Below are 23,425 nucleotides of genomic sequence, written 5' to 3' on the forward strand. Positions count from 1 at the left end.
TTCTACCTTATTGATAAGACTCATCTTCGATGCGCACAACACACCTTACTGCTGCATACTCACTTCTCATCTGATCATATTCGTTTCTAGCATTAAATCTTGCTGAATAACGACCACTGCTCTTAGTGTTCGATTCTCCAAAATTCAGCATATAGATAGGAGTTGTACGCGAAAGACTCCATCTAACATAGTCAACCGCCGTTCCATCATTATCAAGAGATGACTTTAGCGCTCCACCGTGTGTACTTGAATATGTGGCATATGTATCCATTGCAGGGTCAACAGACTCAATAAAGTCATAGAAATACTCTCTACTTGCAGGAGAAATATAACGATTACGATTAACTGTAATTTCAGACATCCCATCAGAAAAAATCTGACTATCGCCAACTGGAAAATTTGGTATATCCATTGACGATGGATCAAGACTAAAGTCCGTTACAAAAGTTTCAAGAGAAATCGACATATTATCCAAACTTTCTGAACATAAACTTCCTTGACACTCTAGTGGTAAGCCTAGAATTGGATTAAAGTAGCGGCCACGACGTGGGTCTGTTGAGATATCTTGTGCACGATTAATAACATCCTGATCCCACTTAATGGCCAAGGTGTCATTAATTGAAAGCTTAGGAGCAAAGTTATCTTGCCCAAAGTCTAAGAAGAACCCGTCACCATTTCTATAATAACTAACACTTCCTGGATCCAATGAGTTTACAGATTCAGCAACTCCCGTATTTACATTTCCAAAGAGGTCAAAGATAGGTGTAAAAGCACCATTTACAAGGTAGTTACCACCTCTTGCTCCACCTGGTTCAACAAAAGAACAACGCCCAGTATCTGTATCAGACATAACCCAAGAGATTAAAGTATTTAAATAGAAAGCACCATTTGGTGCCTCAACTGAGTTTGAAGCAAGTCCTGCTCCCAGCATTAGCTTTTCACTATCAAAACCACAAAAGATTTGCTCTGATGAAATTTCCGCCTTATTTCCAATAATATCTTGGACACCAAAGCGAGATGTACAAGCTTGAGTCGTAAATTGTGCCCCACCATTATCATAGAAACTTGAGCCAGTAATAAATGGTACACGACGCGGAGTCGTCACTGTTCCCTGATAACTACTTGGCATATTGATCATTAGGCGATCACCTGACCTTTGCTGATTTGTCGCTGCTCCACTGATAACATCTCTATCGTAGACGTTACATGAATTTTGAAAATTCACACCACTTGTTACAGGAGCATCATTTCTTGTTCCTGTCTCAACTTCAGCTACAGCTGCTTCATCAAAGTCTTTAGGATAACGACTTGCCGTAATCCCTTCTCCACGACGCATAAGCCTCTTTTCTCTTACCGGGCCAATTTGCTTAAATTCTTCTGCGTCATCATCATATGTTCCAATCTTTACTTCATATGAATTACAAACACGATTGGCCTGCGTCTGACTAAGCCCCGTTAATGGAGGAAGCTTTGAATCATTAGAAGAGAAAACACGAGATAGTTTTGTATCTCCACGATAGCGTGGTGATGTATCAACATTTGTATAAGCAGGACTAGGAGTTGCATTAATTCCTGAATCAAATAACTTATTATTAGTAAGAATATCATTCATCGACATATCAAGAATGTCGACATCATCTACCCCATGAGCAAGTGTTGAAAGATTATTAACAGCAAGCCATCTCGGCTTAAGCTTATCACCGTCAGTTGAATCCGAAACAGGAATATTAATCATACAACGAGATGGTCCAAGTGTGTTTTTATTTCTCAGGTTATTACCATCAGCAAGGGCGGCACCACCAGCTCCTCTGTAGTAACCATGACTAATACGATCCTCATAAGTCTTTAAAGCATTACGAGAGTAGTAAACTGCCGCAAACTCACTTTGCACATTATAAGAAGCATAACTTCCATTTCCTCCATAAGGATTAAAGAAGTTTGTCGCAATATTGGCCGGATCAGTACAATCAGTAAAATCACCACTAACTCCTGGTGCAACAAAATCTCTACGATCAGCAGTATCCGGATCGCTACATGTAGTACTTGTAATTGCAATTGAAGCTGTATCTTCACCAAAGCAATCACCTACACGAAGTTGACTACGATCTGTATAAGACTCGCCAGTATTTGGGTGATTAACACCAGAAGTGTACCCCGGAGAATTTCCGTTAAAGCAACCCACAAAACCAGAACCTAGATCATTAGAACCTGTAAAATTAGGAATTGTTCCAGAGAAATTACTTCTTTCATATGCGTAATCCCCTCTCGTAAAATTACAACCTAGCTCAAAACGGTCAATTAGCATACTTGGACCAAAATCATAAACTGTTGAACCTTTAATCCATGGAGATGTTAGACCTCTGGCCCCAACCCCATTCCAAGAACAAGTATATTTCTGGCTAATATCTCTTGAATGAACCTTTCCAAGTTCACGACATTGCTGACGGTTTGCCATAAAACGGTGAACAAGTGCCATATTCTCAGGAGGAAGGACAACCTTAATAATATGCTGAGGGTTAGTTGTCTCTCTTTCATACTCGAGCTCAACTCCTCTAAAAACTGGAACGACTTTATAGTAGTAAACACGAGCGTGATTAAAGTCATCACCCGCTTGAATATGCTTTACAGAATAGTCTGTAAACATCACGGCACGATATGTTTCAAGTACCTCATTAGTACGACTTCTTTCCGTGTAATCAACTGGGTGAAGTAAACCTTTATTCGTCAGAGTTTGGTAATCAAAGTCACCACTTGTGATATCTTTCCAAGTGATTTTATTATCATCAGAGCGATAAACACGATATCCAATTTTATGATCTTTCTTTTGTAAACCAGTTTCATAGGCATCTATGAAAGTTTGCATCGAAAGTGTTCCACTTGTAAACGTTACATCCTTCCAAGCGATACGAATGATACCAGAGTTCGAGTATTGATGTAGTGAGTTTGTTGTCACTCCATCTTTAGATCCATAAGCACCACTAAATTGAGTACTACCATTTGCAATACCAAATTGATCTTCAAAACCACTTGTAGGAGCTAGTGTAGCAGGATCTACTTCTACTTCAATTGGTTGTCCACTATCATTTAAAGTTTCTAAAATATAGTCTTTTTTACGATCAGGTCCCGTTGGAGTAACCATTCCATTTGCTTTAGGACCAATGGCAAAAATATCAACCCACTCTTCAAATCTTGGCTTAGGTACTTCAATCTTACACTCACCTAATCCAGTATTGATATCTGCATAAATCGGAGATGCTCCGTCAATATAAGGAAGAACACCAAATTGATAAATCTTACCTGGAACAAGAGATGGAATTGTATATGTATAAGTTGTCGCAACAATATTATCAACTCTAGTATAGGCAGGGTCATTTGCTAGAGCATCTGTATACTTAAATACTTTCCCATCTTTTTCTTTATAGAAAACAGCATACTTGTCATAGATACCACCAGTAGGAGCATCCCAGCTTACTGTAATGTAATCGGCACCAGTGTTACATGCATTAATTACACCAGGAAATTGTTCCACAGTAGGAACCTTAACAATTGGAGTAATACACTTTACGATCGCGTTATCAACATCATTAAGTGAAAAGTTATTTCCTGTAACACTAGGAACGGCCGCAAAACAATATTCTTTATCAGCAACAGTATCCCCGGCCCCAAAAAAGTTTCCTTGAATACGTACACTTGTATATGCACCAAATCCTGCATAGTCTCCTGGGTTATCATCTAATCTGATAAGTCCATCACACGATGCCTTACCACTTGCATTTGCAACATTAAAATTCAAAAGCGTTGGACTAGCATCACCTTCACCCTCATAACAGTAAATATCAAATCCATTAAGAAACCCTGTTTCAATAACAGGTGGATCAAAATTAATTGTAATTTGATTAAGGTTGTTAATATCTTGTGGACTCTGAATCCCTAAAATTCCAGAAAAAGAAGCAAGCTTTGGAATTGCACGGTAGAAAACAGGTTTTCCAATTATTCTTTCACCATCACCACATGTTAGAGTTCGACAAGCGATCGCAAAAGTTAGGTAGTAATCATACTCTTCTAAACTCCCTATCCTTTTTGAAAATTCTTCTGCATTAGCTGTTCTATAATCACCGGCCAAGTTAAGAGGATCAATAATTGAAGCATCAATTTCTTCAGGAATTCTTGCTCTTACAAGATCAACGTCTTCCTCGGCTTCACCAAGTTTATAATTATAAATTCTATAATTTTCAAATGGCCCTACTGCAGGGGCCCAAGTTAAATCAATTGAAGTTAGACCTAGATTCTTGTCTGGTGTTGTTGCTCTTAGAGATAGGGTATCCCAGTCAAAAAGCCCTCCTGAACCTAAAGTAGTAACAGAAATAATTTTATTATTTTCTTCAAAACGATAACCTTGTGTATCTTGATAAATACCGTAACTCTTATGAATAGATCTAACTCTGAAATAATACTGCTTGCCAGGCATTAACCCAGTAACTTGTCTTTCTCTTTCAGTTGTTCCACCTGTTGAAGCCGTTACTTCACCAGGCTTTAGATCTCTTTGAATTGCAGGATGTGTATTATTAAATAAGTCCGAAATTGTTCCATCATCAGCAGCGATGTATGAAACCTCATAAGCGATTGGATCGTTAGGCATAGGATTATAAGTTGACCCTAGAGTCACAGCTGGTACCCATTTTACAAGAACAGTATTTTGGCCAGCAGCACCTACCAATGGCTCAACACTCGAAATACCAGCGAAGTCAGCAGTAAAATTTGAAAATGTTTTAGCACTTAATGTTGCATCGTTCTCACTCTGACTTCCAGTACTTCCGTCTCTTACACCAACAGAAAATGTATATTCAGTGTTTACATTTAAGTTTCTTACAGTGAAACGATACATCCCTTCATCATTAACTGATAAAGAGTCGGCTTTAACTTCAATAGGAATCGTCGCATCGTTAACTTTAATAAGATAAGTTAACTCAGAAGCAGGTCCAGTCGCAGGAAAGAAATAAACTTCAATCTTATCATTTGAAATTGGTATGACTTTTGAAATACCGGCAAATTGAAATGTCTGCCTACCACTTTCAGCGTTTCTTGCTTTTTCAAGATTAGCGTCTTCTACTTTTCCAACACAACCAGCAAGTAATAATAAACTTAGTACAATAGATAGAAATTTCATAAATTACTCAACCACCAGTGTTTGAATACTATTGTTATATTCAGAGTATTTGTCTTCTTGGTACAGATAAGTTAGTGCACCAAAGTAATATGTCCCAGGCGGAATAAAAGGAATTGTTATACCAACAGCATTCTCTTCGGCCTCAAATCTTAAGTAATCATTATTCCCATTTACAGCATCACTAAAACTAAAAGTTCCAGTGGTTGTCTTCATAAAGACAACATATCGGTCGTAGACACCCTCTTCAGGAGGAGTCCATGAAATTGCTGCGGAATTATTTGAACTATCAAAATATAAAGAACTGATTCCAGTAAAGTCTTCATATGTAGGAGTCATTACCTGCGGAACAATACAGCTAACTACTTCTGAGTCACGGTTAGGTGTAACAACGTCACCAACGTAAACGAATGGTAATAAAGCAAAGCAGTACTCTTCAGTCGAGTTAATGTCGATCCCTCTAATTGAAACTTCTGTTCCATTAGTAAAATCGAGAGTTGATGGATTTAGCGATGTAGGGTTATTACCATCTGGAAAGTTAATGAATGTATCAATAAATGGCTCACCAGTACTTCTCCCTTTTACTTCAATTAACATCCCATCAATTACACCACTAGCTAGATCTACAGGTTCAAAGCTTAAGTAGATTTCGTTAAGGGCCCAATGGTATCGTGGATTATTAATTTCAGTAATTCCTGAAAAGCTTACAAGCGGAGGGCTTGTACGATAAACGTTCGGAGAATTATATATAATTGACTTCCCCGGAGAACATAAAGAATCTAAACACATAATAAGATATACTTCATAAGAAGTATAAGGCTCTAGCTCAACAAGCTTTGACTTACTATCCTCGTATGTAACTTGCTTACAAAAGTAAGCCGGATCTGTCGTTTCCTGACCATTACAAATATCATCGCGACTATTCTTATATGTCGACCACGCCTCACCTGTTCCATTTTCTTTATAGTAGATTCGGTAATGATCGATTGCTCCGATCCCTGTTGCCCAACTTAAATCAAGAGAGGTTTTTCCAGTACTATTACTAGGAGTTGTTACTTCAAAAGAATCTAGATCAACTTGTATGTCCCCCACGCTATCACTTAGTGTAGTAGCTGATAGGTAGTTATTATTCTTTTCATAATAATAACTTGGATCAGAACTAAATTTACTAAATCCGTGGTGAATACCTCTAACTCTCACATAATAAGTTGTACCTGGAAGAAGACCATTTACCTGTTGAGAAATCTTTTTTCCATCAACATAGTTTACAATACGAGTTGGTGCTGTAAATGAAGTGTCGTCGAACGCAACTGGTGTTGCTGTATCAGAATTAATTAAAACAACTTCATACTTTGAAACATCCGAATCTTCAGGAATGTATCCACCAGTTCTCTCTGCCGCTGGCCATTCAATTAATAGAGAGTTTTTCGAAGCTCCACCTGAGAGATTTTTAATGCTACCAATACCAGTAAAGTTAGCTGTTTGATTTGAATAAGTTGCTACAGACTTAAAAGCGTCATTAACTGACTGTTGCCCTTTATCGTCTTTAGCCTGAACGTTAAAAACATATTGTTCATTAATATTTAAACCAGTAACTGTGTAACGAAGAAAACCACGATAATCAGGAACAAGAGTACGCCCAGGTACTGTAATTGGAGCAATCGCACCATCGTAGTTAATGATATAAGTAACTTTTAAAGGATCAAGATTTGAAGGTGGAAAATATATTTCAACTTTATCATGTGCAACGGCCATTGCATCCTGAATACCAGTGTAATTAATGACTGTTTCTCCGTCATTAATCCCCTTTGTTAATTCAGAATTTGCATCCTCAACCTTTCCAACACAACTAAAAAGTAAAAAACATCCTAACAGAAAGTAAATTCTATTCATTCGATAACCCATTTTATTTACATTAATTAAAAATAACGCTACGCTTCTCACTCAAAATTGTAGTTTAAAAAGAGAATTATTTTAAGTGCCTAAAATTAAAGGAAAATATTACCGAACGCATATTTAGTTTAGTATTTGTTCAACCTTACCGCTCCCCAACCGATGCCATGACAAACTTAAAGTTAAGAAATCTGAGGCCGCATAATTTCAGGCGGAAAAAAGTGTCGACCTGAGAAGAAATTAACCTAAGTAGTTAAAAATAGTAAAATTTTGGTAATCAATATTTACAAAGGTGAATAAATGAACATTTTTTCTTTAATTGGTTTGGTCCTCTCTGCGGTAATTCTCTTTGCAGGTTTAAGGATGTCATCAAGTGACTTAAAACTTTTCTTCGATGGCCCTTCCCTCTTCATTGTACTTGGAGGAACTTTTGCTGCGACTTCAGTAGCATTTCAACTTAATAAAATTGGAGCTCTCCTTAAGATTTTCATCAAACAATTCCTTGGTGGGAAAATGGTGGACTCTCCAGGTGTTATTAAAGAGATCATGCAAATTTGTGAAGCTTATCGTTCAGGCGAAGCTGCTGAAAACCTTCCTGGTAAAGCATCCGATGAATTTCTAAAAGAAGGACTTGAGTTAATTGCAGATGGATTTCTTCAAAAGGAAAAAATTATTGAGATCCTTGAGCAAAGAGCTGTCAATATGAATCAGCTTAGAAGTGAAGATACTAGAAAGATTAAAACTCTTGGAAAATTTCCACCGGCTTTTGGGATGATGGGGACAACAATTGGGATGATCGTACTTCTTGCAAACCTTGGTGGAGCAGATGCTATGAAGATGATTGGACCGGCCATGGGTGTTTGTCTTATTACAACTCTTTATGGAGTTATCATTGCAAACCTTGGATTTATCCCAATTAGTGAAAACCTTGAAGAGATTCAAAGACAAATGGAAGCTAAAGACAATATCGTTCTTGAAGGTATTAAACATATTCTAGAAAAGTCTAATCCAGTACTAGTTGCAGAAGAGCTTAACTCTTTCCTTGCACCTAATGAAAGATTAGACTGGAAATCTGCGAGTTAATAATGGCAATTAAAAAGAAAGTTCAAAATCAGGGCGGCGGAGATGACGAGAGTGGTTGGCTAGTATCGTATGCAGATATGATGACTCTAATTGCTTGTTTCTTCATTCTGATGATGGCATTTGCAAATTATGATCCTGTCGGTTTCAACAAAAAGGCCAAGGATCTTTCGACTTCTTTTCAAAAGGGAAAGTTTAAAAGCTCGGAAGTTAAGCTTAATGAGCTTACAGAAGAAATTTCAAAGCACCCTGAATTAGAGAAGAATAGTAAGATTTCCATTGTAGATAATGAACTCATCATATCATTTTCAAGTAGTATTCTTTTCCCTGAAGGAAGTACAGAGCTTAATAAGAGTAGTATGCAATCACTTGATACAATGATTGATATTATCAGAACTAAGAATCCTAATTATCGAATTATGATTGAGGGGCACACTGACTCTGATGAGAGAAGTATTGCTCCGGGTATCGAAGGTCCTTGGCAATTAGGAGCAGTAAGAGCAGCTAAAGTTCTTTCTCGTTTTGAGTACTTTGGTTTCCCTCCTAGCACGCTAGCAGCAACGACAAAGGGTGACTCTGAGCCACTTATAACTCCAGAAGAGTTAGAGAAACTAAAAGAAAAAAATAAGAATAAAATTTTCTTTAACCCAAACAGAAGAGTTATTATTAAAGTTGTAGAACCTAAAGATCCAAAATCGAAAATCAAATTTGGATTCGGAATATATTTTAATGACAAAAAATAAACTTAGAGACTTTATAAAATTTATCGTTGTATTTGTCGTATTCTTAGGAGTGACAATTCCAACTTACCTATTCCTTAACCCTTCGGTGGCACAAGAGAGAATAGATAAAATGGATTACGACAAATGCATTCAACAAGATAAAATAACAAAGTATCAATCATGTCTTCGACGTGATCTTACACAAATTGTTTCTGTTGCTAGGCCAATAGATATTAATTCGATTGAAAGCTTCATTCACTCTCTCTATGATCGTGACTTAAAAAATAGTTCAACAAATGAAGATCAAAGTATTGCTGCTCTACTCTATTTAGAAAATATGGCGATTTACTTCAATAGTATGAGAGAGATTGAAATTGCACGTAATAATATCACGTTCCTTGACGTGTTCTTTATTGGTAAAGCAAGAGAAGATCTGTCTAAGCGATATAAGAAGTTTATGGGTACGATTGATAATCTGGATTTTAGGGCCCTTCCTGTTGATATTGCTTACCGTAAGGATATGGCCCTGAAGCTATTAGCTAAGTTTGAAAGTAATTAGAACTCCATATTATTTGAGCTCCATTCATCAGACTCAACAGCTCTTTTCTGATTACTAAGTACTTTTGCATTCACTGGCTGATTTCCTTTAAATTGAACAACATGACGTGTAGCACTTGCTGGTGCTCGCGTCTTAGCATTATCAACTTCTGCCATCATCTTACGACCCATTCGTGTAATCGTTTCAGTACTTGCTCTATTGTGCTCATCTAAACGCTTCTGGTATTCATTTTCAATTTGGGCCAGCTTCGTTTTATATTCTAGTGCAGACATTTTTAAATTTTTAAGACTTTCAATTTCTAAATTAGCTTTTGCTAGATCTGTTTTACTTTTTGCAATAATGGCATTCAAGGAATCCACATGAGCGACTTTACTCTTAAGAGTTTCTTTTGAAATCTCTTGAATCTTCTTGTCTGCCATATATTTCATCGAGTCCATTTGCAGATTAGCAACCTTTTGAGTTAATGAAGCATTCGCTTCTTTTAACTTTGCTACTTCTGAAGACTTTTTATATTGCCCAACACCCATAAGAACTGCACAAACAGCAAGGGCCACGTTCGTCAGATTAAAAGAAGAGCTCCCCTTTTTAGCCTTCTTTGACTTACGAGACGTGCCGGCTTTCTTGGCCTTACCGTTGTTAATTACATTTTTGTGAGTTGGTCTAAATTCTTGTAGTGTTTTCATAATCAAATTATAAAAGTGATATGAGACTTAACGAAGAACTTCATTGGGACATCAATCAAATCAGATACTTAGTGTAGAAAACACTAGTTTTAAGGCGGCTAAATTCTGTGGCATTTATACCTAATAGCCGATGAATCTCGCTGCAAACTGCTTGGCCAGAGGATATAAAATTAAATGCATGATTGTAATTACGGCCATTGAAGCAATGAGAAGCATATAAGGAAACGAATTAGTTAACTCAATCTCTTCCGCATTCCCGTTTGCATTCTCAGAATGAACTAGGTTGAAGTCGTTTCTCATTGTATTCTCCTTGCATGCGCTTAGGAAGGGGCTTTCACCCTTTGTTCTATTGTATCGCACAAATCCATTAAATAAAACCTAGTTAATCACTGCATCATCTAAGATACTGTAATTACGTTTAAGAATTCAAGAAAGCGGCATTAAATTTCATAAAATTTAACCATTTATGATTTATTTGGTACTGTAGGTAGATTTTATAATTAATTGAACAATTCTAAGGGTTTAGATATGAATGAAATGCAAAAAGAGATTGTAGAGGGACTTAAGCGCTTTCGCCTAGAGAAAATCGAGCCACATATGGAGCACGATGATTTCGAAGGAAAGTTTCGCATGGAAATCTTCAATGAACTTGGAGAGCTAGGTTTTACAGGAATGACTGTTTCTGAAGAATACGGTGGACTTGATCTTCCAGTTCAAGACTATAGTTATGCACTTGAAGAAATTGCAAAGTCATCAGTGGCCTATGCTGTGACAATTTCTGTTTCATCAATGGTTCAATCAATTCTAAATACTTTTGGAAATGAAGAACAAAAACAAAAATACCTTCCAGAACTAACTAGTGGTCAGGCCATTGGAGCTTTTGCTCTTTCAGAGTCTGGTGCAGGTTCAGATGCTGCAGGTCTTAAGACGACAGCAAAGAAAGTTGAAGGTGGCTATATTTTAAATGGTTCTAAACTTTGGATCACTTCAGGTGGAATTGCGAAAACATATATTGTAATGGCAAGAACAGGTGGAGAAGGAGCAAAAGGTGTTTCTGCATTTATCGTAGAAGACGGAATGGAAGGATTCTCATACGGTAAAAAAGAAAGAAAAATGGGATGGAATATCTCACCTACTCGTGAACTTCTATTTGAGAACTGTTTTGTTCCTGACGCTAACCTTCTTCAAAAAGAAGGTGAAGGTTTCAAAGTTGCAATGAGTGGGCTTGATAAAGGTCGAATCGCAATTGGTTCAATCTCTGTCGGTTGTGCTCAACGTGCACTAGATGAAGCAATTAAATACTCACTAGAAAGACAACAATTTAAACAAGCAATCTTTGACTTCCAAGGACTACAATTCATGATGGCCGATATGGCCTGTGATGTCGAAGCTGCAAGACTACTTGTTCAAGCTGCTGCAAAATCAATTGATGACGGAGCTTCAAATCAAAAGCTTGCTTCAATGGCAAAGATGCGTGCAAGTGATACAGCAATGAAAGTTACGACTGATGCTGTTCAAATCCTTGGTGGTGTTGGTTATACAAAAGAGTATCCAGTCGAGAGATTTATGAGAGATGCAAAAGTTCTTCAAATTGTTGAAGGAACAAACCAAATTCAAAAAGTGGTTATCTCTCGTCTTCTAAAGAAGGAATACGGAGCCTAATGAAAGTTTCAATTAATTCCTTTATTCAACATAAAGACAAGTCAGAGCAAATTCTAGAGGAAATTGAAAACTTTCAATCAAACCCTCGTTTTGAATTTGTTTCAAAATTAAGTGAAGAATATTATCAACAACAGTGTGTTGATATCTTTTCTAAATTTAATTCTCGACGTGACTTTGTCCAAGTAGGAATTGGTGGAAGTGCACTTGGGCCTGAGATGCTAGTAAGCGCACTTAGAAAAGATATGAAACGTCGTTTTCATTTCTTTAATAATATTGATCCAGACGATACAAAGGAACTACTAGATAGTATCGATTTAAAGAACTCTCTAATCTATGTTGTATCAAAGTCTGGTGGTACTGCTGAAACACTTGCTTCTTTTGCAATTCTTGCAAATGAATTAGTACAGTCAGGAGTCGCCGAAGAAGATTTAAAAAATTATTTTGTATTTGCAAGTGACCCAGATAACTCACAACTAAGAGATCTTGGAGATGAGCTAGGTATTACAACTTTGGCAATCCCATCAAATATTGGTGGGCGTTTTAGTGTTTTAACTCCTGTTGGCTTATTACCTGCTCTCTTTGCTGGAATTGATATTCAAGCTCTTTGCAAAAGCGGTTTCGAATATGGACAGTCACTAAAAGAATCATCAGAACTAAAAGAAGTAACTTCAACATTTCTAAATCATCTTGAACAAGGCTATGACCAAACTGTTATTATGCCTTATTCGAGTAAGATGAGAGACTTTGCATTTTGGTTTGTACAACTATGGGCAGAGAGTCTTGGGAAGAAGAAAGAAGATGGAACAAGAATTGGCATAACTCCAATTCCTTCTTATGGTGCTACTGATCAACATTCACAAATGCAATTATTCATGGAAGGCCCGTTAAATAAAGTAATGATCCTCGTCCATGTAAAAGAGTTCGCAAACAATTTTGAATTAAGAAATTCATTCAATCATCCGAAATTACAAAAACTCGGAAAGTACACACTGAAGAATTTAATCGATTCAGAATTCTACGGAACTCAAAAAGCTTTAACAGAACAAAGAGTTCCACATATTACTTTTGAAATAGAAAAACTAAATGAAGTAAATTTGGCCAAGTTGATTGTATTCTTCGAGTACCTGACAGCTATCACAGGTTATTGCCTAAATATTGATCCGTTTAACCAACCAGGAGTTGAGGCCGGAAAAATATATAGCTTTGAATGGCTTGATAACCTATGAGAAATACACGATTTAGACAGATAGAAATGTTTTCCAATCTTGATTAAAATCGGGGCGCTAGTTAAAATCAACAGGGAAAACAATCTATTATAAAGTACTGAAAGGACGAATATGAGTGATGACGCTACTCTAGTATTGACTGACATTAAAGCTGCCCTAGCATCAGCGAATAAAGAAGCCGAAGATAAACCTGCGGCCCTTCTTGTTGTTGGTGGTGATTTAAACGGCACTCTTTTTGATTTAAAAGCAGAAGAGATTACTGTTGGCCGAAGTGCAAAATGTGATATTCCATTAGAGTTTAATGGTATCTCAAGAGAGCACTTCAAGTTAGTTTCATCTGCGGATGGATATCAGGTAGTTGATCTTGGTTCTAGAAATGGAACTTTTTTAAATAATAGTAAAGTTGAAGCTCCTACTGATCTTCAAAAAGGTGACATCATTAAGATGGGTGCAATGGCACTTAAATACCTTCCAAAAGGTGATCCAGAGAGACTTACTTATGATAAGCTTCAACTAGAAGCAAATACAGATGGACTAACTGGTTGTTACAATAAGTCTTTCTTCAACAAGAAACTTGATCTTGAAGTGAAGAAGTCAAAAGTGACAGGTACTCCACTCTCTCTTATTGTTTTCGATCTAGATCACTTTAAGAAACTTAATGATAACTACGGACACGATGCTGGTGACTACGTACTAAAAGAGCTAGCTGAAGTTATCCGTTCAAACGGAATTAGAGAAACTGATATTTTCGCACGTTATGGTGGAGAAGAGTTTGTTGTTCTACTTCCTAAAACAAATATTAAACAATCATACGAAATCGCTGAGCGCCTAAGAAAGGCGGTAGAAACTCACGATTTCATTTACGACGATAATAAGTTACCGGTAACTGCATCGATTGGCGTTTCTGACTACAGACAGGGAGTTAGTAGTGGAACAGACCTATTTAAAAGGGCCGACTCTGCAGTATACAAATCCAAGGAAGGTGGAAGAAACCAGGTTAATTTCTATCGCGACTAGTTCGTATAATGGAAATATCAGAGAATACACAAAATAGAATTAACCTTCTTCCCGAACACTTAATTGATCAAATCAAGGCCGGTGAGGTTGTTGAACGCCCGGCCAATGTTCTTAAAGAATTACTTGAAAATTCAATTGATGCAAACTCGACTAAAATTCGAGTCACGATTATTAATGCAGGTTTAGATCTTATCGCAATTGAAGATAATGGTGATGGAATGTTCTTTGATGAACTTCCCTACGCCTTTTGCCGTCACGCAACTTCAAAGATCAATAACTTCGAAGATATCTACCGCCTAAATACTTTTGGCTTTCGTGGAGAGGCACTTGCCTCAATCTCATCAGTGGCACGAATATCATGTCACTCAGCTCCTCGTTCAAATCCTGAAGAAGGTGCAAAGTATGTTATTCACGGAGCTAGAACGGTTGAGCATTCAAAGTATTCGACACATAAGTGTGGAACTTCTACTTACGTCAAAGACCTTTTCTTTAATACTCCAGTTCGATTGAAATTTGTGAAGTCAGGACAGAGTGAGAAGAATGCCCTAAAGCGTGTTATTAACTCGTTCTTAATTAACTACCCTCAAGTTGAGTTCTCAATCACATGGGATGACCAAGATCCTGAAATTTATCGTGCTCAAGAACATACAGTGAATCGAGTTGGGGAAATCTTTAAAAAGAAATCACGCAAGAATATTCCAGAGATTATGCAATCTTATGGTGAATACCTTGGTTCAAGTTGTAAATTCTACGTCTCTAAAGATGCCTCAAAGGGATACAGCGGAAAGCAACAGTTTCTCTTTGTAAACAACCGTCTCTTTACTGACAAAAAGATACATCAGATCATCATTAGAAATATGGAAAAGTTTTGGCTTCAAGGCTTAACTGGCGACTACATCATGCAATTCAGAGTGCCTGAGCATGAAATTGATGTAAACGTTCATCCAAATAAAACAATTATTAAATTTTTAAAGAGCAATGAGATATTCTCTCTAACAAGTGCTACAGCGAAAAAGCTCATTTCAGAAAATCAAGATCATATCAATGAGAACCACTCTCTTGAAATGAATGAAGATGAAGCAAATTTCAACTCTCTATCAAGTGCCCTATTCAACCAGGGTGGAGATAATATTATTGCTAATAACTTTGGCGGTGGTTTAAATCTACAAAGATTTCAAAATGAACTTAATCAAGGTACAGACTTTCATGGCCAAAGCTCTCTTTTTGGAGAAAATACAAGTGGCCAACAAAGCGAGTTAACGATATCGGCACTTGGTGAAAATATTTTTCTCTTTAATCACATCGAGAGAGGTCCATACTTTGTTGATGCTCAAGTATATTTAGATGAAGCTTGTGGGCAAATTGATATCGACAATATGACTCCTCTACTAATTTCAGAGCCAATTTCAAAAGATATGACGGATATGGAAAACCTATCGCAATACATGGCAATGGGAATTGAGATTGAACGTCTTGATGCACACACTTGTGTTCTAAGGTCAGTGTCTCACGTATTCGAAGATCTTCCATACGCAAAAATATCTGCAAATATTATTAACGGTAATGATCTGCTTGAAGATTTAGAGCTTCAAGTAAGTGAAGTAAGAAGACTTCTTTCATTTATTTCTTTCTACGATTTAGTAGAAAAGAAAATTGCAAAAAGAATCTCGCCTAAGAAATTAAAAAAATTACTAAAATGACAAAGAAATTAATTCTTCTATTAGGGCCAACTGCATCGGGCAAAACAGGTATTAGCATTGATCTTGCCAAACGTATTGGTATTGAAAAATGTCACGTTATCAACTTCGATAGTGTTCTCTTTTACAATGAATTAAATATTGGAAGTGCAAAGCCAGACGAAGTTGAAATGGACGGTGTCACTCATCATCTCGTTAGCATCTCCCCTATTACGAAAGAATTAAATGCATCTGACTTTGTCGAATTAGCTATAAATAAAATCAATGAGCTTCATTCAAAAGGAATTGTTCCAATTCTAGTTGGAGGTAGCGCCTTCTATCTTCGAAGCCTTATTCGCGGCATGTATGAATCAGAATCAACCGATGAGGTCATTCAGCAAGAAGCCCGTGATCTTTATGAAAAAGAAGGTATGGCCCCAATTGTGGCTTATCTTAAGGTTCATGATCCTGAATCACTTGAGAATCTTCATGAGAACGATCACTATCGTCGTACTCGTGCTTATGAGTACCACCGCATGACGGGGAAGAAGATTTCTGATCAAAAAAAGCAAGCCGATGATCATGGGGCGTATGATTTCTCAACAAATATTCATGGCTGGGACACGCTTAATATTTGCCTTGAGCTTCCAAAAGAAGAGCATTGGGAAATTATACTGAAGCGAACAAAACAGATGCTAGAACAGGGACTGCTTAAAGAGGTTGAAGATATTATGGCCAATGATGATCACTCCCCAGAGCTTAAGGCCCTAAAAACCATTGGCTATAAAGAAACGATTCAATATCTAAATGGTGAGATTACATCTGAAGAAGAACTTATCGAAAAGATTTATTTTGCAACTCGCAGGCTTGCGAAGTCTCAAAAAACTTTCCTAAAGAAAGTGACTCCTTTATCTCGCTTTCACCCATTAAGTCAGCGAAATGACATCTATAACCTTGTCGAAGACTTCATTCTTGAATAAAGTAGTTATAACGATTTTATTAGAGGTTAATTTTGAAAAAGATGAAAATAATTATTATTTCTGACGGAACAGGTTCTACTGCAAAGGCAATCAGTCGCGCGGCCATGACACAATTCCCAGAAAGTGAAGTCTTCTATACAGGATTTAAAAATGTTCGTACCAAAGAACAGATTAAATCAATCTTTGATGAAGCAGCAATTCATCACGACCTCGTTATCTACACAATCGTATCAGCAGAGCTTAGAGAGTATACAAAAGAAATTTCGATGCAAAAGCACGTACGCTCCCTTGATTTAATGGGGCCAGTACTAACGACTTTCTCTAATTACTTTCACCAAGAACCAAAGAGTGAGCCAGGCCTTCTACACGCTGTGAACTCAGAATACTTTGATCGAGTTGCTGCAATGGAGTTCACTCTTAACCATGATGATGGAAGAAACGTTGAAACTCTCCATCTAGCAGATGTTATTCTTGTGGGAATTTCTCGTACATCAAAAACACCTCTTTCAGTGTACCTATCTCAACACGGAATCAAGGTTGTAAATATCCCTATTATCAATGGACAAGATCTTCCAAAAGAACTCTTTGAAATAGACCAAAGAAAAATCTTTGCCCTAACGATTGACCCTGAAGCACTTTATTCAATTCGCAAGAATCGCCTTAATAAACTTGGTGCTACTGAGCACACAGGTGATTATGCGGATACGAATAAGGTTATCGAAGAGTTAGAATGGGCCAATGAAATCTTTGGCAAGAACAAGAGATGGCCGGTATTTGACGTTACTGACCGCGCCCTAGAAGAGACGGCCACAGATATCATGAAATTGCTTCAAATGAGAAAAAATAATATTTTCAAGCAGTTAATGAGTGAGTCTGACGACTAAATTCGACGATAATTAGTTAAATTTCAAATTTATAGCAAATTTACTTAATTAAATACCCAATCGTTCCGATTAACTAAATAACATTATCAATTTAGTAACTACGAGGTTCGTTGTGTCTAAGGTCTTATTTTCTGGAAAAATCAAAGTTAAAGGTGCTGGGGCCGACGTTGTATACAAATTCGATACTCAAGAGCCCACTTTTGATGAAGTAATGATGACGAATTTTACTCATCTAAATTTCTCCGAAAATGAGAAGAGACTTCTAACGGCAAAAAACAGAAAAGACATCTTTAAATTTGAAAACTTGAATACAAAAGAACTTGAAAGATATGCTGGCGACCTACTCTCACTTATTAAAAAAGTAAAAAGCGACAGAATTCAAATTGAAACTTGTAATGCGGGAACTTTTATTTGCTTAGCACTCATCTATTCAGGAAAGATTCCATCTCACCTTGATGTTCACTTCAAGCTACATGGCTCACCACTAAGACTTTTTCCAAGAATCTTAGCAAAACACAAAATTCCTAAACACAATATTTCTATATCTCTATGTAACACAGACAGCTGGGTTCAGGAGTTTCGTTCACTTCAAATGAAGCCAAAATATATTGAACTAAGTCACATTGCCCCTCAAGAAGATCTTGATCTCGTTGGCTAATTTGACTTTTTATTAAGCTAATTGACATTTTGCACCACCTCTTCAATCATTTAAGAAGTGAAAAAAATAATCTTTGCCATTCTTCTTACCCTTTCTAGTTTTGCGGAATACCCGTACTTTAATTTTGATTCTTCAAAACTAAAATTAAATGACTATAGCTATCGTCGCTATGTTCGTCCGCAACTGCGCTCACTTAAGAATGACTTCTATTATATCGTTAAGAGAATTACTTACACATCACAAGACTTTATCAACTTAAGAGAAAATACTCTTAAATTAGTACTGCAATTTGATGGAGCTTATGACGAGTGTAAAAAAAATCAAAAGACTTGTTATCAAGAAATAAAAAAAGTCGTTCCACTTATTCAGGCAACTGAGCGAAACATTAAAAAGCTTCGCGAAGACTTCATCTCTCTTCCAACGCAACAATATGGAAATGTTGACGACTATATTAATCTTATCTCTCTACTTGATAATATTGATAACCTGAATCTTCGTGTTCAATCCTATATACAGCTTCTACATCTAACAGAAGGAACAAATTTCTCAACCTATGTTCCTCATATTGAAAGTTATAAGAATTACGTTGGAAAAATGTATAACTACTCAAATGATGCCTTTATCTACATTATACCTAATGAACTAAAGCCATCCTTTGAACAATTCCTTGATAACTTCCTTTCGCCACTTGAATTAAGAATGATGGCAGAGTTAGATAAGCGCTGGTTTATCGATCGTTTGGGTGATCTCAATATGCAATGGAATGTATTTCACATGGACCTAGAAAAAGGTCAGACAGGATTTCCAAGAGAATATGTTCGTAACGTTAAAGTTATGCACGCTCGTTGGAATAGTATTTTAAAATTAATGTTCTACTAACATCGTGCCATTTAAGACATGCGTCCGCTTTCGGCTTCTGCCTCCGCGGACATACCGTCCATCCTGAACATGCGTCCGCTCTCGGCTCCTGCCTCCGCGGACATACCGTCCATCCTGGACATAAAAAAGGGCTCCCGTCGGGAGCCCTTAAAGTATATAAGAAATTTAAATCAAATTAGATTTTAGAACCTCTACTGTACTTCGTCTGAGTTTTCTTTCTTCTCTTCTCAGCCGCTTGTAGCTTTTCTTTATTTCTAATAGAAGGCTTCTTATACTCTTGTCTCTTTCTGTATTCTCTAATAACACCGAAAGCTTCGCAGTATCTCTTGAATTTCTTAAGAGCTCTTTCCGCACTTAATCTTTCATCGATCTCGATTTTGATTGAGTAATCTTTAGACATAACATTCACCTCCTTCTATTTTTTTTTCTCACTACCTTTAACGACAGCTTTATGAGATTTATTCAGAGCTTTAACGCTCTAAATTTTGTCTAGCTTTAATTGGTATGTTAAATTACACGACGGCCCCACAATGTGTCAATGGCCAACTTACTTTAGGTAATATATGCAACAAGGTTTATTCAGCGCAAAAGATTCATCCGTCACACCACTTGCTCATCAAGTAAGACCAAGTAGCAAGCAGGATTATGAGGGCTTTGATGCCCTAGCTAGACGCTTCCCTTTTCTTAAGGGTGAAAATATACCTTCACTTATTGTCTGGGGTCCTCCAGGGAGTGGAAAAACCACGCTGGCCAAGGTACTAGGTAGTGAAATTCACGCAAATTTCTACGAATTTAGCGCAGTTTTATCTGGCGTAGCAGAACTTAAGAAGCTTATCCAAAAGGCACAAGACGAAGCCCGAGACTTTCAAAGAAAATCTATTATATTTATTGATGAGATCCACCGCTTTAATAAGGCCCAACAAGATGCTCTTCTTCCACATGTGGAACAAGGAAGCTTTATTCTTATTGGAGCAACGACTGAGAATCCTCGTCGTTCAGTTAATCGCGCTCTTCTTTCTCGTATGAAGATTATTGAGCTTAAATCATTCACAACCGACAAAATTCGCTCTCTTATAAAGAGAACGATCACAAAATTAGAAAAAGAATTATCGCAAGAATATCTCGATCTAATTTGTGAATACGCAAACGGTGATGCTCGCATTGCTCTTGGAAGTCTAGAAGTCATCTTCTCCCTTCTTGAGCAAGACGATGAAATTGATTTTGAAACTGTTAAAAATATCATCAAAGAAAATTCACGAAACTTTGATGCTGGTGGTGATCGCCACTATGATGTAATCTCTGCCTTCATTAAAAGTATGCGTGGAAGTGATCCCAATGCGGCCATTCTATGGCTAGCTGTTATGCTTGATGGTGGAGAGGACCCAGTCTTTATCGCCAGACGCTTAGTTATCTTTGCAAGTGAAGATGTGGGTAATGCAGACTTAAATGCACTCACTGTTGCTACAAATGCACTTCATGTTGTTCAAAATATTGGTATGCCTGAAGCACGAATTACACTAGCACAGGCCACGACTTACCTAGCTAGTACCGTTAAGAGTAATGCTGCTTACAATGCAATAAACGAAGCCTTAGCATATGTAGAGAATTCGCAAACAATCCAAGTTCCAGAGCATTTAAAGAACTTTCCAGATAAAGATCATAAAGTTGTTTACCAGTATCCACATAGCTTCGAGGGAGCTTTTGTTAAGCAACAATACGCACCTCAAGGAACGCCAAAGTTCTACCAACCAAAAGCGATTGGCGTAGAAAATAATATAAAGAAACGTTTAGAAGAACTATGGGGAAAGTAGTCTAGTCCCAACGAGAATAAACAACAAACGCATCCGTTTGAAGGTCTTTTGTTACAAAGAAGAATCCCATATTTGATTCAACATAACAGCTCATTGAATAGTCTTGTCCTGGAACAAGTTCGACACAACGGCTTTTTGCACGTCCAGATGGTGTTTTAGAAAAGTTAATTGCGTTATTACTATTACATCCATTTAATTCAAGAGTTGTCCTAATGATAGCAATCGCTTCATCAAGAGGTCTCCCCTCGAAATCAATATCAGCATCTACTTCATCAGTATTAATTTTAAACGCACGACTATCGACATTAAGATCATACGTTAGCTTCTTAATACAATTAAGAGTTGTCTTAGTGTAAGCAAAGACACTTGAAGATATAAGCAATGATGCAATTAAGATGTATTTCATATTAAGTTACCCTAATAATGTTGTTATTTTCTTTGGTGACTTATACAAAACCCGACTAAATAAATCCAGATTTTTCGATAGTATTATTAAACTTTCATTAAAAGCAGCGCGTCTAAATATTGAAATTAGATTACCTGACAGAAATTATTAGAAAAACTTAAGATTCCTATTAGCCATTTTAATAATTATGTCCTATAAAAGCTTCACACACACAAACCACTAAAGGGGATTAGATGAAAATCGCAATCGTTCTATCAACACTACTTTTCGCTCTTACGAGTAATGCTGCAGAATTAAATAACTACTACCCGAAAGAAACTAATGATGTTCTTTCAAGAGGTGGTGCAGAGTTAAAGAGCTACCTATTCGAAGTTCTAAATACAACTCACCAAGAAACAAATTCTCAAGATGTTCTTGGATGTGATTCAAAGAACAAAGGTCGTTGTTACAGCCAAAGAAGCCTAGGTTACAAAGGCGCTAGAAAAGTACTTTTCGGAAAAATCCACTTAAAAGAAGATGATAAAGGTTACTACATTAAAGATGTATATTGCCAAAAGACACTAAGAAGAGTTCAAACTCGTTCTATGGGTCCAGGACAAATCCCTAGCCCAAACGTTCTTAACTGCGAGCACACTTGGCCACAATCAAAATTTACTGGTCGTTTTGACAAAGGTCTTCAAAAATCAGACCTACACCACCTATACCCAACTGATTCAAAAGCTAACTCTGTAAGAGGTAACTATGAATTTGATAATGTAGATGGTTTCCCAGTTGATTATGAAGATTGTACAGCTTCACAAACTCAAGGTAACGGTGCTTTCGAACCACCAGCTGAGCACAAAGGAAATGTTGCAAGAGCACTTTTCTACTTCTCAGTAAGATATGATATTTCAATCTCAAACCACCAAGAGCAAGTTCTTAGAGAGTGGGATAAGCTTGATCCAGTTGACGCTGAAGAAAGAGAAAGAAACGAAATTATCTATTCTGTACAAAACAATAGAAATCCATTTATCGACATCGCTAACCTAGCTGATAAAATCGATAATTTCTAAATATTTGACTAATCCATTTCAGTACTAATATTGGCCTTCTGTTAAGAAGGCCTTTCTATTTCATTTTTTATTTTGCAAAACCTTTCATCTTTGAGATGCTTTTATATACAGCAACAATATCAAGGATTAGATTTTGAAATTAAAACTCTTAGTAGCAGCCTTATTGGCACTAACGACCACTGCCGGCTATTATCCGGAATCATTTAAAGCAGAAGTCGCAAATGACCTTTTACAAGATGAAAACCTAAGAACAGAATTACAAAGAATTATCAGCCAAAATCACAAAAAAAATTCCTACTCTCAAGCTAAGCGCTACCTTTTTAACGAATTACATTTAAAATATGATGAAAGTAACCAACCTTATGTAAAAGGTGTTTACTGCAATAAAGTTTTCAATGGAAGTACTCCTAATATCGGACCAATTGGAGATGGGAAAATCCCTAATCATCAAATTGTTAACTGTGAGCACACATGGCCTCAGTCAAAATTCACAGGCGGATTTAGTTCACAACTTCAAAAAGGTGACCTTCACCATTTATTCCCAACTGACTCTAAGGCCAATAGCGTTCGTAGCTCAAATGACTTTGCTGACCTAAAAGGTGGAAAAGCTGCAACGAGAGATTGTTTTGCTTCTCATTCTGATGGACATTATTTTGAACCACCAACAGAGCATAAGGGCAATGTTGCTCGAGCAATGTTCTACTTTGCAACTCGCTATGGAGCGAAGATTAATAGTAGAATGGAAAAATACCTAAGAAGATGGCACGCAGAAGATCCAGTGGACAGCGATGAAATCGAAAGAAATAACAAGATTGAAGAGATTCAAGGAAATAGAAATCCTTATATCGACTTCCCAGAGCTAGTTTCAGATATCAAAGACTTCTAATATATTTTCAACTTTTTGGCGGCCTTTAATATTGAGGCCGTCAATAAAGACCGTCGTTACCGCAGCATTCGCTAAAGTCACAAGTAATCCTAAAAATACTAAAAACTTAATCATAGGAACCTCCTATTTGGCTTCTTAGTCTATTTTAAACACTTATTTAAAGTTCTCACAAATTCTAATTGATTAA

The 23,425-nt window shown here is 37.0% G+C and carries 21 protein-coding genes; 14 read left to right on the forward strand and 7 right to left on the reverse strand.

Annotated features, from left to right (window positions below; genetic code table 11):
• Window positions 1-7: 7 nt before the first annotated feature.
• Both ACMAYS_RS06420 and ACMAYS_RS06425 read right to left on the reverse strand, forming a co-directional pair.
• Window positions 8-5,167, reverse strand: coding sequence for a fibronectin type III domain-containing protein (locus ACMAYS_RS06420; RefSeq protein ID WP_412462958.1), 5,160 nt, complete (start codon window positions 5,165-5,167; stop codon window positions 8-10).
• A gap of 3 nt (window positions 5,168-5,170) precedes the next feature.
• The gene (locus tag ACMAYS_RS06425; RefSeq protein WP_392990892.1) at window positions 5,171-7,057 is read right to left on the reverse strand and encodes a hypothetical protein; all 1,887 of its coding nucleotides are present in this window, start codon (window positions 7,055-7,057) and stop codon (window positions 5,171-5,173) included.
• A 300-nt stretch (window positions 7,058-7,357) separates the two neighbouring features.
• Here ACMAYS_RS06425 and ACMAYS_RS06430 point away from each other — a divergent pair, with 300 nt between their 5' ends.
• From ACMAYS_RS06430 to ACMAYS_RS06440, 3 genes are read left to right on the forward strand one after another with little or no spacing between them, the layout of a single operon-like run.
• Window positions 7,358-8,140: a motility protein A gene (locus tag ACMAYS_RS06430; protein ID WP_103216344.1), complete on the forward strand. Its 783-nt coding sequence runs from the start codon at window positions 7,358-7,360 to the stop codon at window positions 8,138-8,140.
• 2 nt (window positions 8,141-8,142) lie between these two features.
• Complete coding sequence (locus tag ACMAYS_RS06435) at window positions 8,143-8,880, forward strand: flagellar motor protein MotB (protein ID WP_103216343.1); 738 nt, start codon at window positions 8,143-8,145, stop codon at window positions 8,878-8,880.
• Window positions 8,867-9,418, forward strand: a complete 552-nt coding sequence (locus ACMAYS_RS06440; RefSeq protein ID WP_392990887.1) for a hypothetical protein — start codon at window positions 8,867-8,869, stop codon at window positions 9,416-9,418. The genes ACMAYS_RS06435 and ACMAYS_RS06440 overlap by 14 nt, the downstream gene beginning before the upstream one ends.
• Here the strand turns inward: ACMAYS_RS06440 and ACMAYS_RS06445 are convergent.
• Window positions 9,415-10,101 (reverse strand): hypothetical protein, encoded by a 687-nt coding sequence (locus ACMAYS_RS06445; RefSeq protein ID WP_146037734.1) that lies wholly within the window; start codon window positions 10,099-10,101, stop codon window positions 9,415-9,417. The genes ACMAYS_RS06440 and ACMAYS_RS06445 overlap by 4 nt on opposite strands.
• 120 nt (window positions 10,102-10,221) lie before the next feature.
• Complete coding sequence (locus ACMAYS_RS06450; RefSeq protein WP_103216340.1) at window positions 10,222-10,401, reverse strand: hypothetical protein; 180 nt, start codon at window positions 10,399-10,401, stop codon at window positions 10,222-10,224.
• Window positions 10,402-10,629: 228 nt separating this feature from the next.
• Between ACMAYS_RS06450 and ACMAYS_RS06455 the strand changes: the two genes are divergently transcribed.
• From ACMAYS_RS06455 to ACMAYS_RS06490, 8 genes are all read left to right on the forward strand, one after another.
• Complete coding sequence (locus ACMAYS_RS06455; protein ID WP_103216339.1) at window positions 10,630-11,763, forward strand: acyl-CoA dehydrogenase family protein; 1,134 nt, start codon at window positions 10,630-10,632, stop codon at window positions 11,761-11,763.
• Window positions 11,763-12,989: a hypothetical protein gene (locus ACMAYS_RS06460; protein WP_412462959.1), complete on the forward strand. Its 1,227-nt coding sequence runs from the start codon at window positions 11,763-11,765 to the stop codon at window positions 12,987-12,989. The genes ACMAYS_RS06455 and ACMAYS_RS06460 overlap by 1 nt, the downstream gene beginning before the upstream one ends.
• 111 nt (window positions 12,990-13,100) lie before the next feature.
• Entirely contained in the window at window positions 13,101-14,006 is a 906-nt protein-coding gene (locus ACMAYS_RS06465; RefSeq protein WP_103216337.1) for a GGDEF domain-containing protein, read from the forward strand.
• A gap of 8 nt (window positions 14,007-14,014) precedes the next feature.
• A complete protein-coding gene (gene mutL, locus ACMAYS_RS06470; protein WP_412462960.1) occupies window positions 14,015-15,706 on the forward strand; it encodes a DNA mismatch repair endonuclease MutL in 1,692 nt (563 codons plus the stop codon).
• Complete coding sequence (gene miaA, locus ACMAYS_RS06475) at window positions 15,703-16,662, forward strand: tRNA (adenosine(37)-N6)-dimethylallyltransferase MiaA (RefSeq protein WP_392990878.1); 960 nt, start codon at window positions 15,703-15,705, stop codon at window positions 16,660-16,662. Before mutL ends, miaA begins: the two co-directional genes overlap by 4 nt.
• A 41-nt stretch (window positions 16,663-16,703) precedes the next feature.
• Complete coding sequence (locus tag ACMAYS_RS06480) at window positions 16,704-17,546, forward strand: pyruvate, water dikinase regulatory protein (protein WP_146037733.1); 843 nt, start codon at window positions 16,704-16,706, stop codon at window positions 17,544-17,546.
• Window positions 17,547-17,658: 112 nt separating this feature from the next.
• Window positions 17,659-18,204 carry a hypothetical protein gene (locus tag ACMAYS_RS06485; RefSeq protein WP_103216333.1) on the forward strand — a complete coding sequence of 182 codons (546 nt, stop codon included), beginning with the start codon at window positions 17,659-17,661 and terminating at the stop codon, window positions 18,202-18,204.
• 57 nt (window positions 18,205-18,261) lie between these two features.
• Complete coding sequence (locus ACMAYS_RS06490) at window positions 18,262-19,083, forward strand: hypothetical protein (RefSeq protein WP_103216332.1); 822 nt, start codon at window positions 18,262-18,264, stop codon at window positions 19,081-19,083.
• 175 nt (window positions 19,084-19,258) lie between these two features.
• Here the strand turns inward: ACMAYS_RS06490 and rpsU are convergent, their stop codons facing one another.
• Window positions 19,259-19,483 carry a 30S ribosomal protein S21 gene (rpsU, locus tag ACMAYS_RS06495; RefSeq protein ID WP_021266202.1) on the reverse strand — a complete coding sequence of 75 codons (225 nt, stop codon included), beginning with the start codon at window positions 19,481-19,483 and terminating at the stop codon, window positions 19,259-19,261.
• Window positions 19,484-19,646: 163 nt separating this feature from the next.
• Between rpsU and ACMAYS_RS06500 the strand changes: the two genes are divergently transcribed.
• Window positions 19,647-20,894 (forward strand): replication-associated recombination protein A, encoded by a 1,248-nt coding sequence (locus ACMAYS_RS06500; protein WP_392990875.1) that lies wholly within the window; start codon window positions 19,647-19,649, stop codon window positions 20,892-20,894.
• A gap of 1 nt (window position 20,895) precedes the next feature.
• Here ACMAYS_RS06500 and ACMAYS_RS06505 read toward each other — a convergent pair whose 3' ends face one another.
• The gene (locus ACMAYS_RS06505; RefSeq protein WP_103216330.1) at window positions 20,896-21,300 is read right to left on the reverse strand and encodes a hypothetical protein; all 405 of its coding nucleotides are present in this window, start codon (window positions 21,298-21,300) and stop codon (window positions 20,896-20,898) included.
• Between the two features lie 233 nt (window positions 21,301-21,533).
• Here ACMAYS_RS06505 and ACMAYS_RS06510 point away from each other — a divergent pair, with 233 nt between their 5' ends.
• Window positions 21,534-22,352: an endonuclease I family protein gene (locus ACMAYS_RS06510; RefSeq protein ID WP_103216329.1), complete on the forward strand. Its 819-nt coding sequence runs from the start codon at window positions 21,534-21,536 to the stop codon at window positions 22,350-22,352.
• A gap of 133 nt (window positions 22,353-22,485) precedes the next feature.
• Window positions 22,486-23,238 carry an endonuclease I family protein gene (locus ACMAYS_RS06515; RefSeq protein WP_158246750.1) on the forward strand — a complete coding sequence of 251 codons (753 nt, stop codon included), beginning with the start codon at window positions 22,486-22,488 and terminating at the stop codon, window positions 23,236-23,238.
• Here the strand turns inward: ACMAYS_RS06515 and ACMAYS_RS06520 are convergent.
• Window positions 23,218-23,352, reverse strand: a complete 135-nt coding sequence (locus ACMAYS_RS06520; protein WP_255407605.1) for a hypothetical protein — start codon at window positions 23,350-23,352, stop codon at window positions 23,218-23,220. The two genes, ACMAYS_RS06515 and ACMAYS_RS06520, sit on opposite strands and share 21 nt — an antisense overlap.
• Between the last annotated feature and the right edge of the window lie 73 nt (window positions 23,353-23,425).

Source organism: Halobacteriovorax sp. RT-2-6, from assembly GCF_047085025.1.
Classification (GTDB): domain Bacteria; phylum Bdellovibrionota; class Bacteriovoracia; order Bacteriovoracales; family Bacteriovoracaceae; genus Halobacteriovorax_A.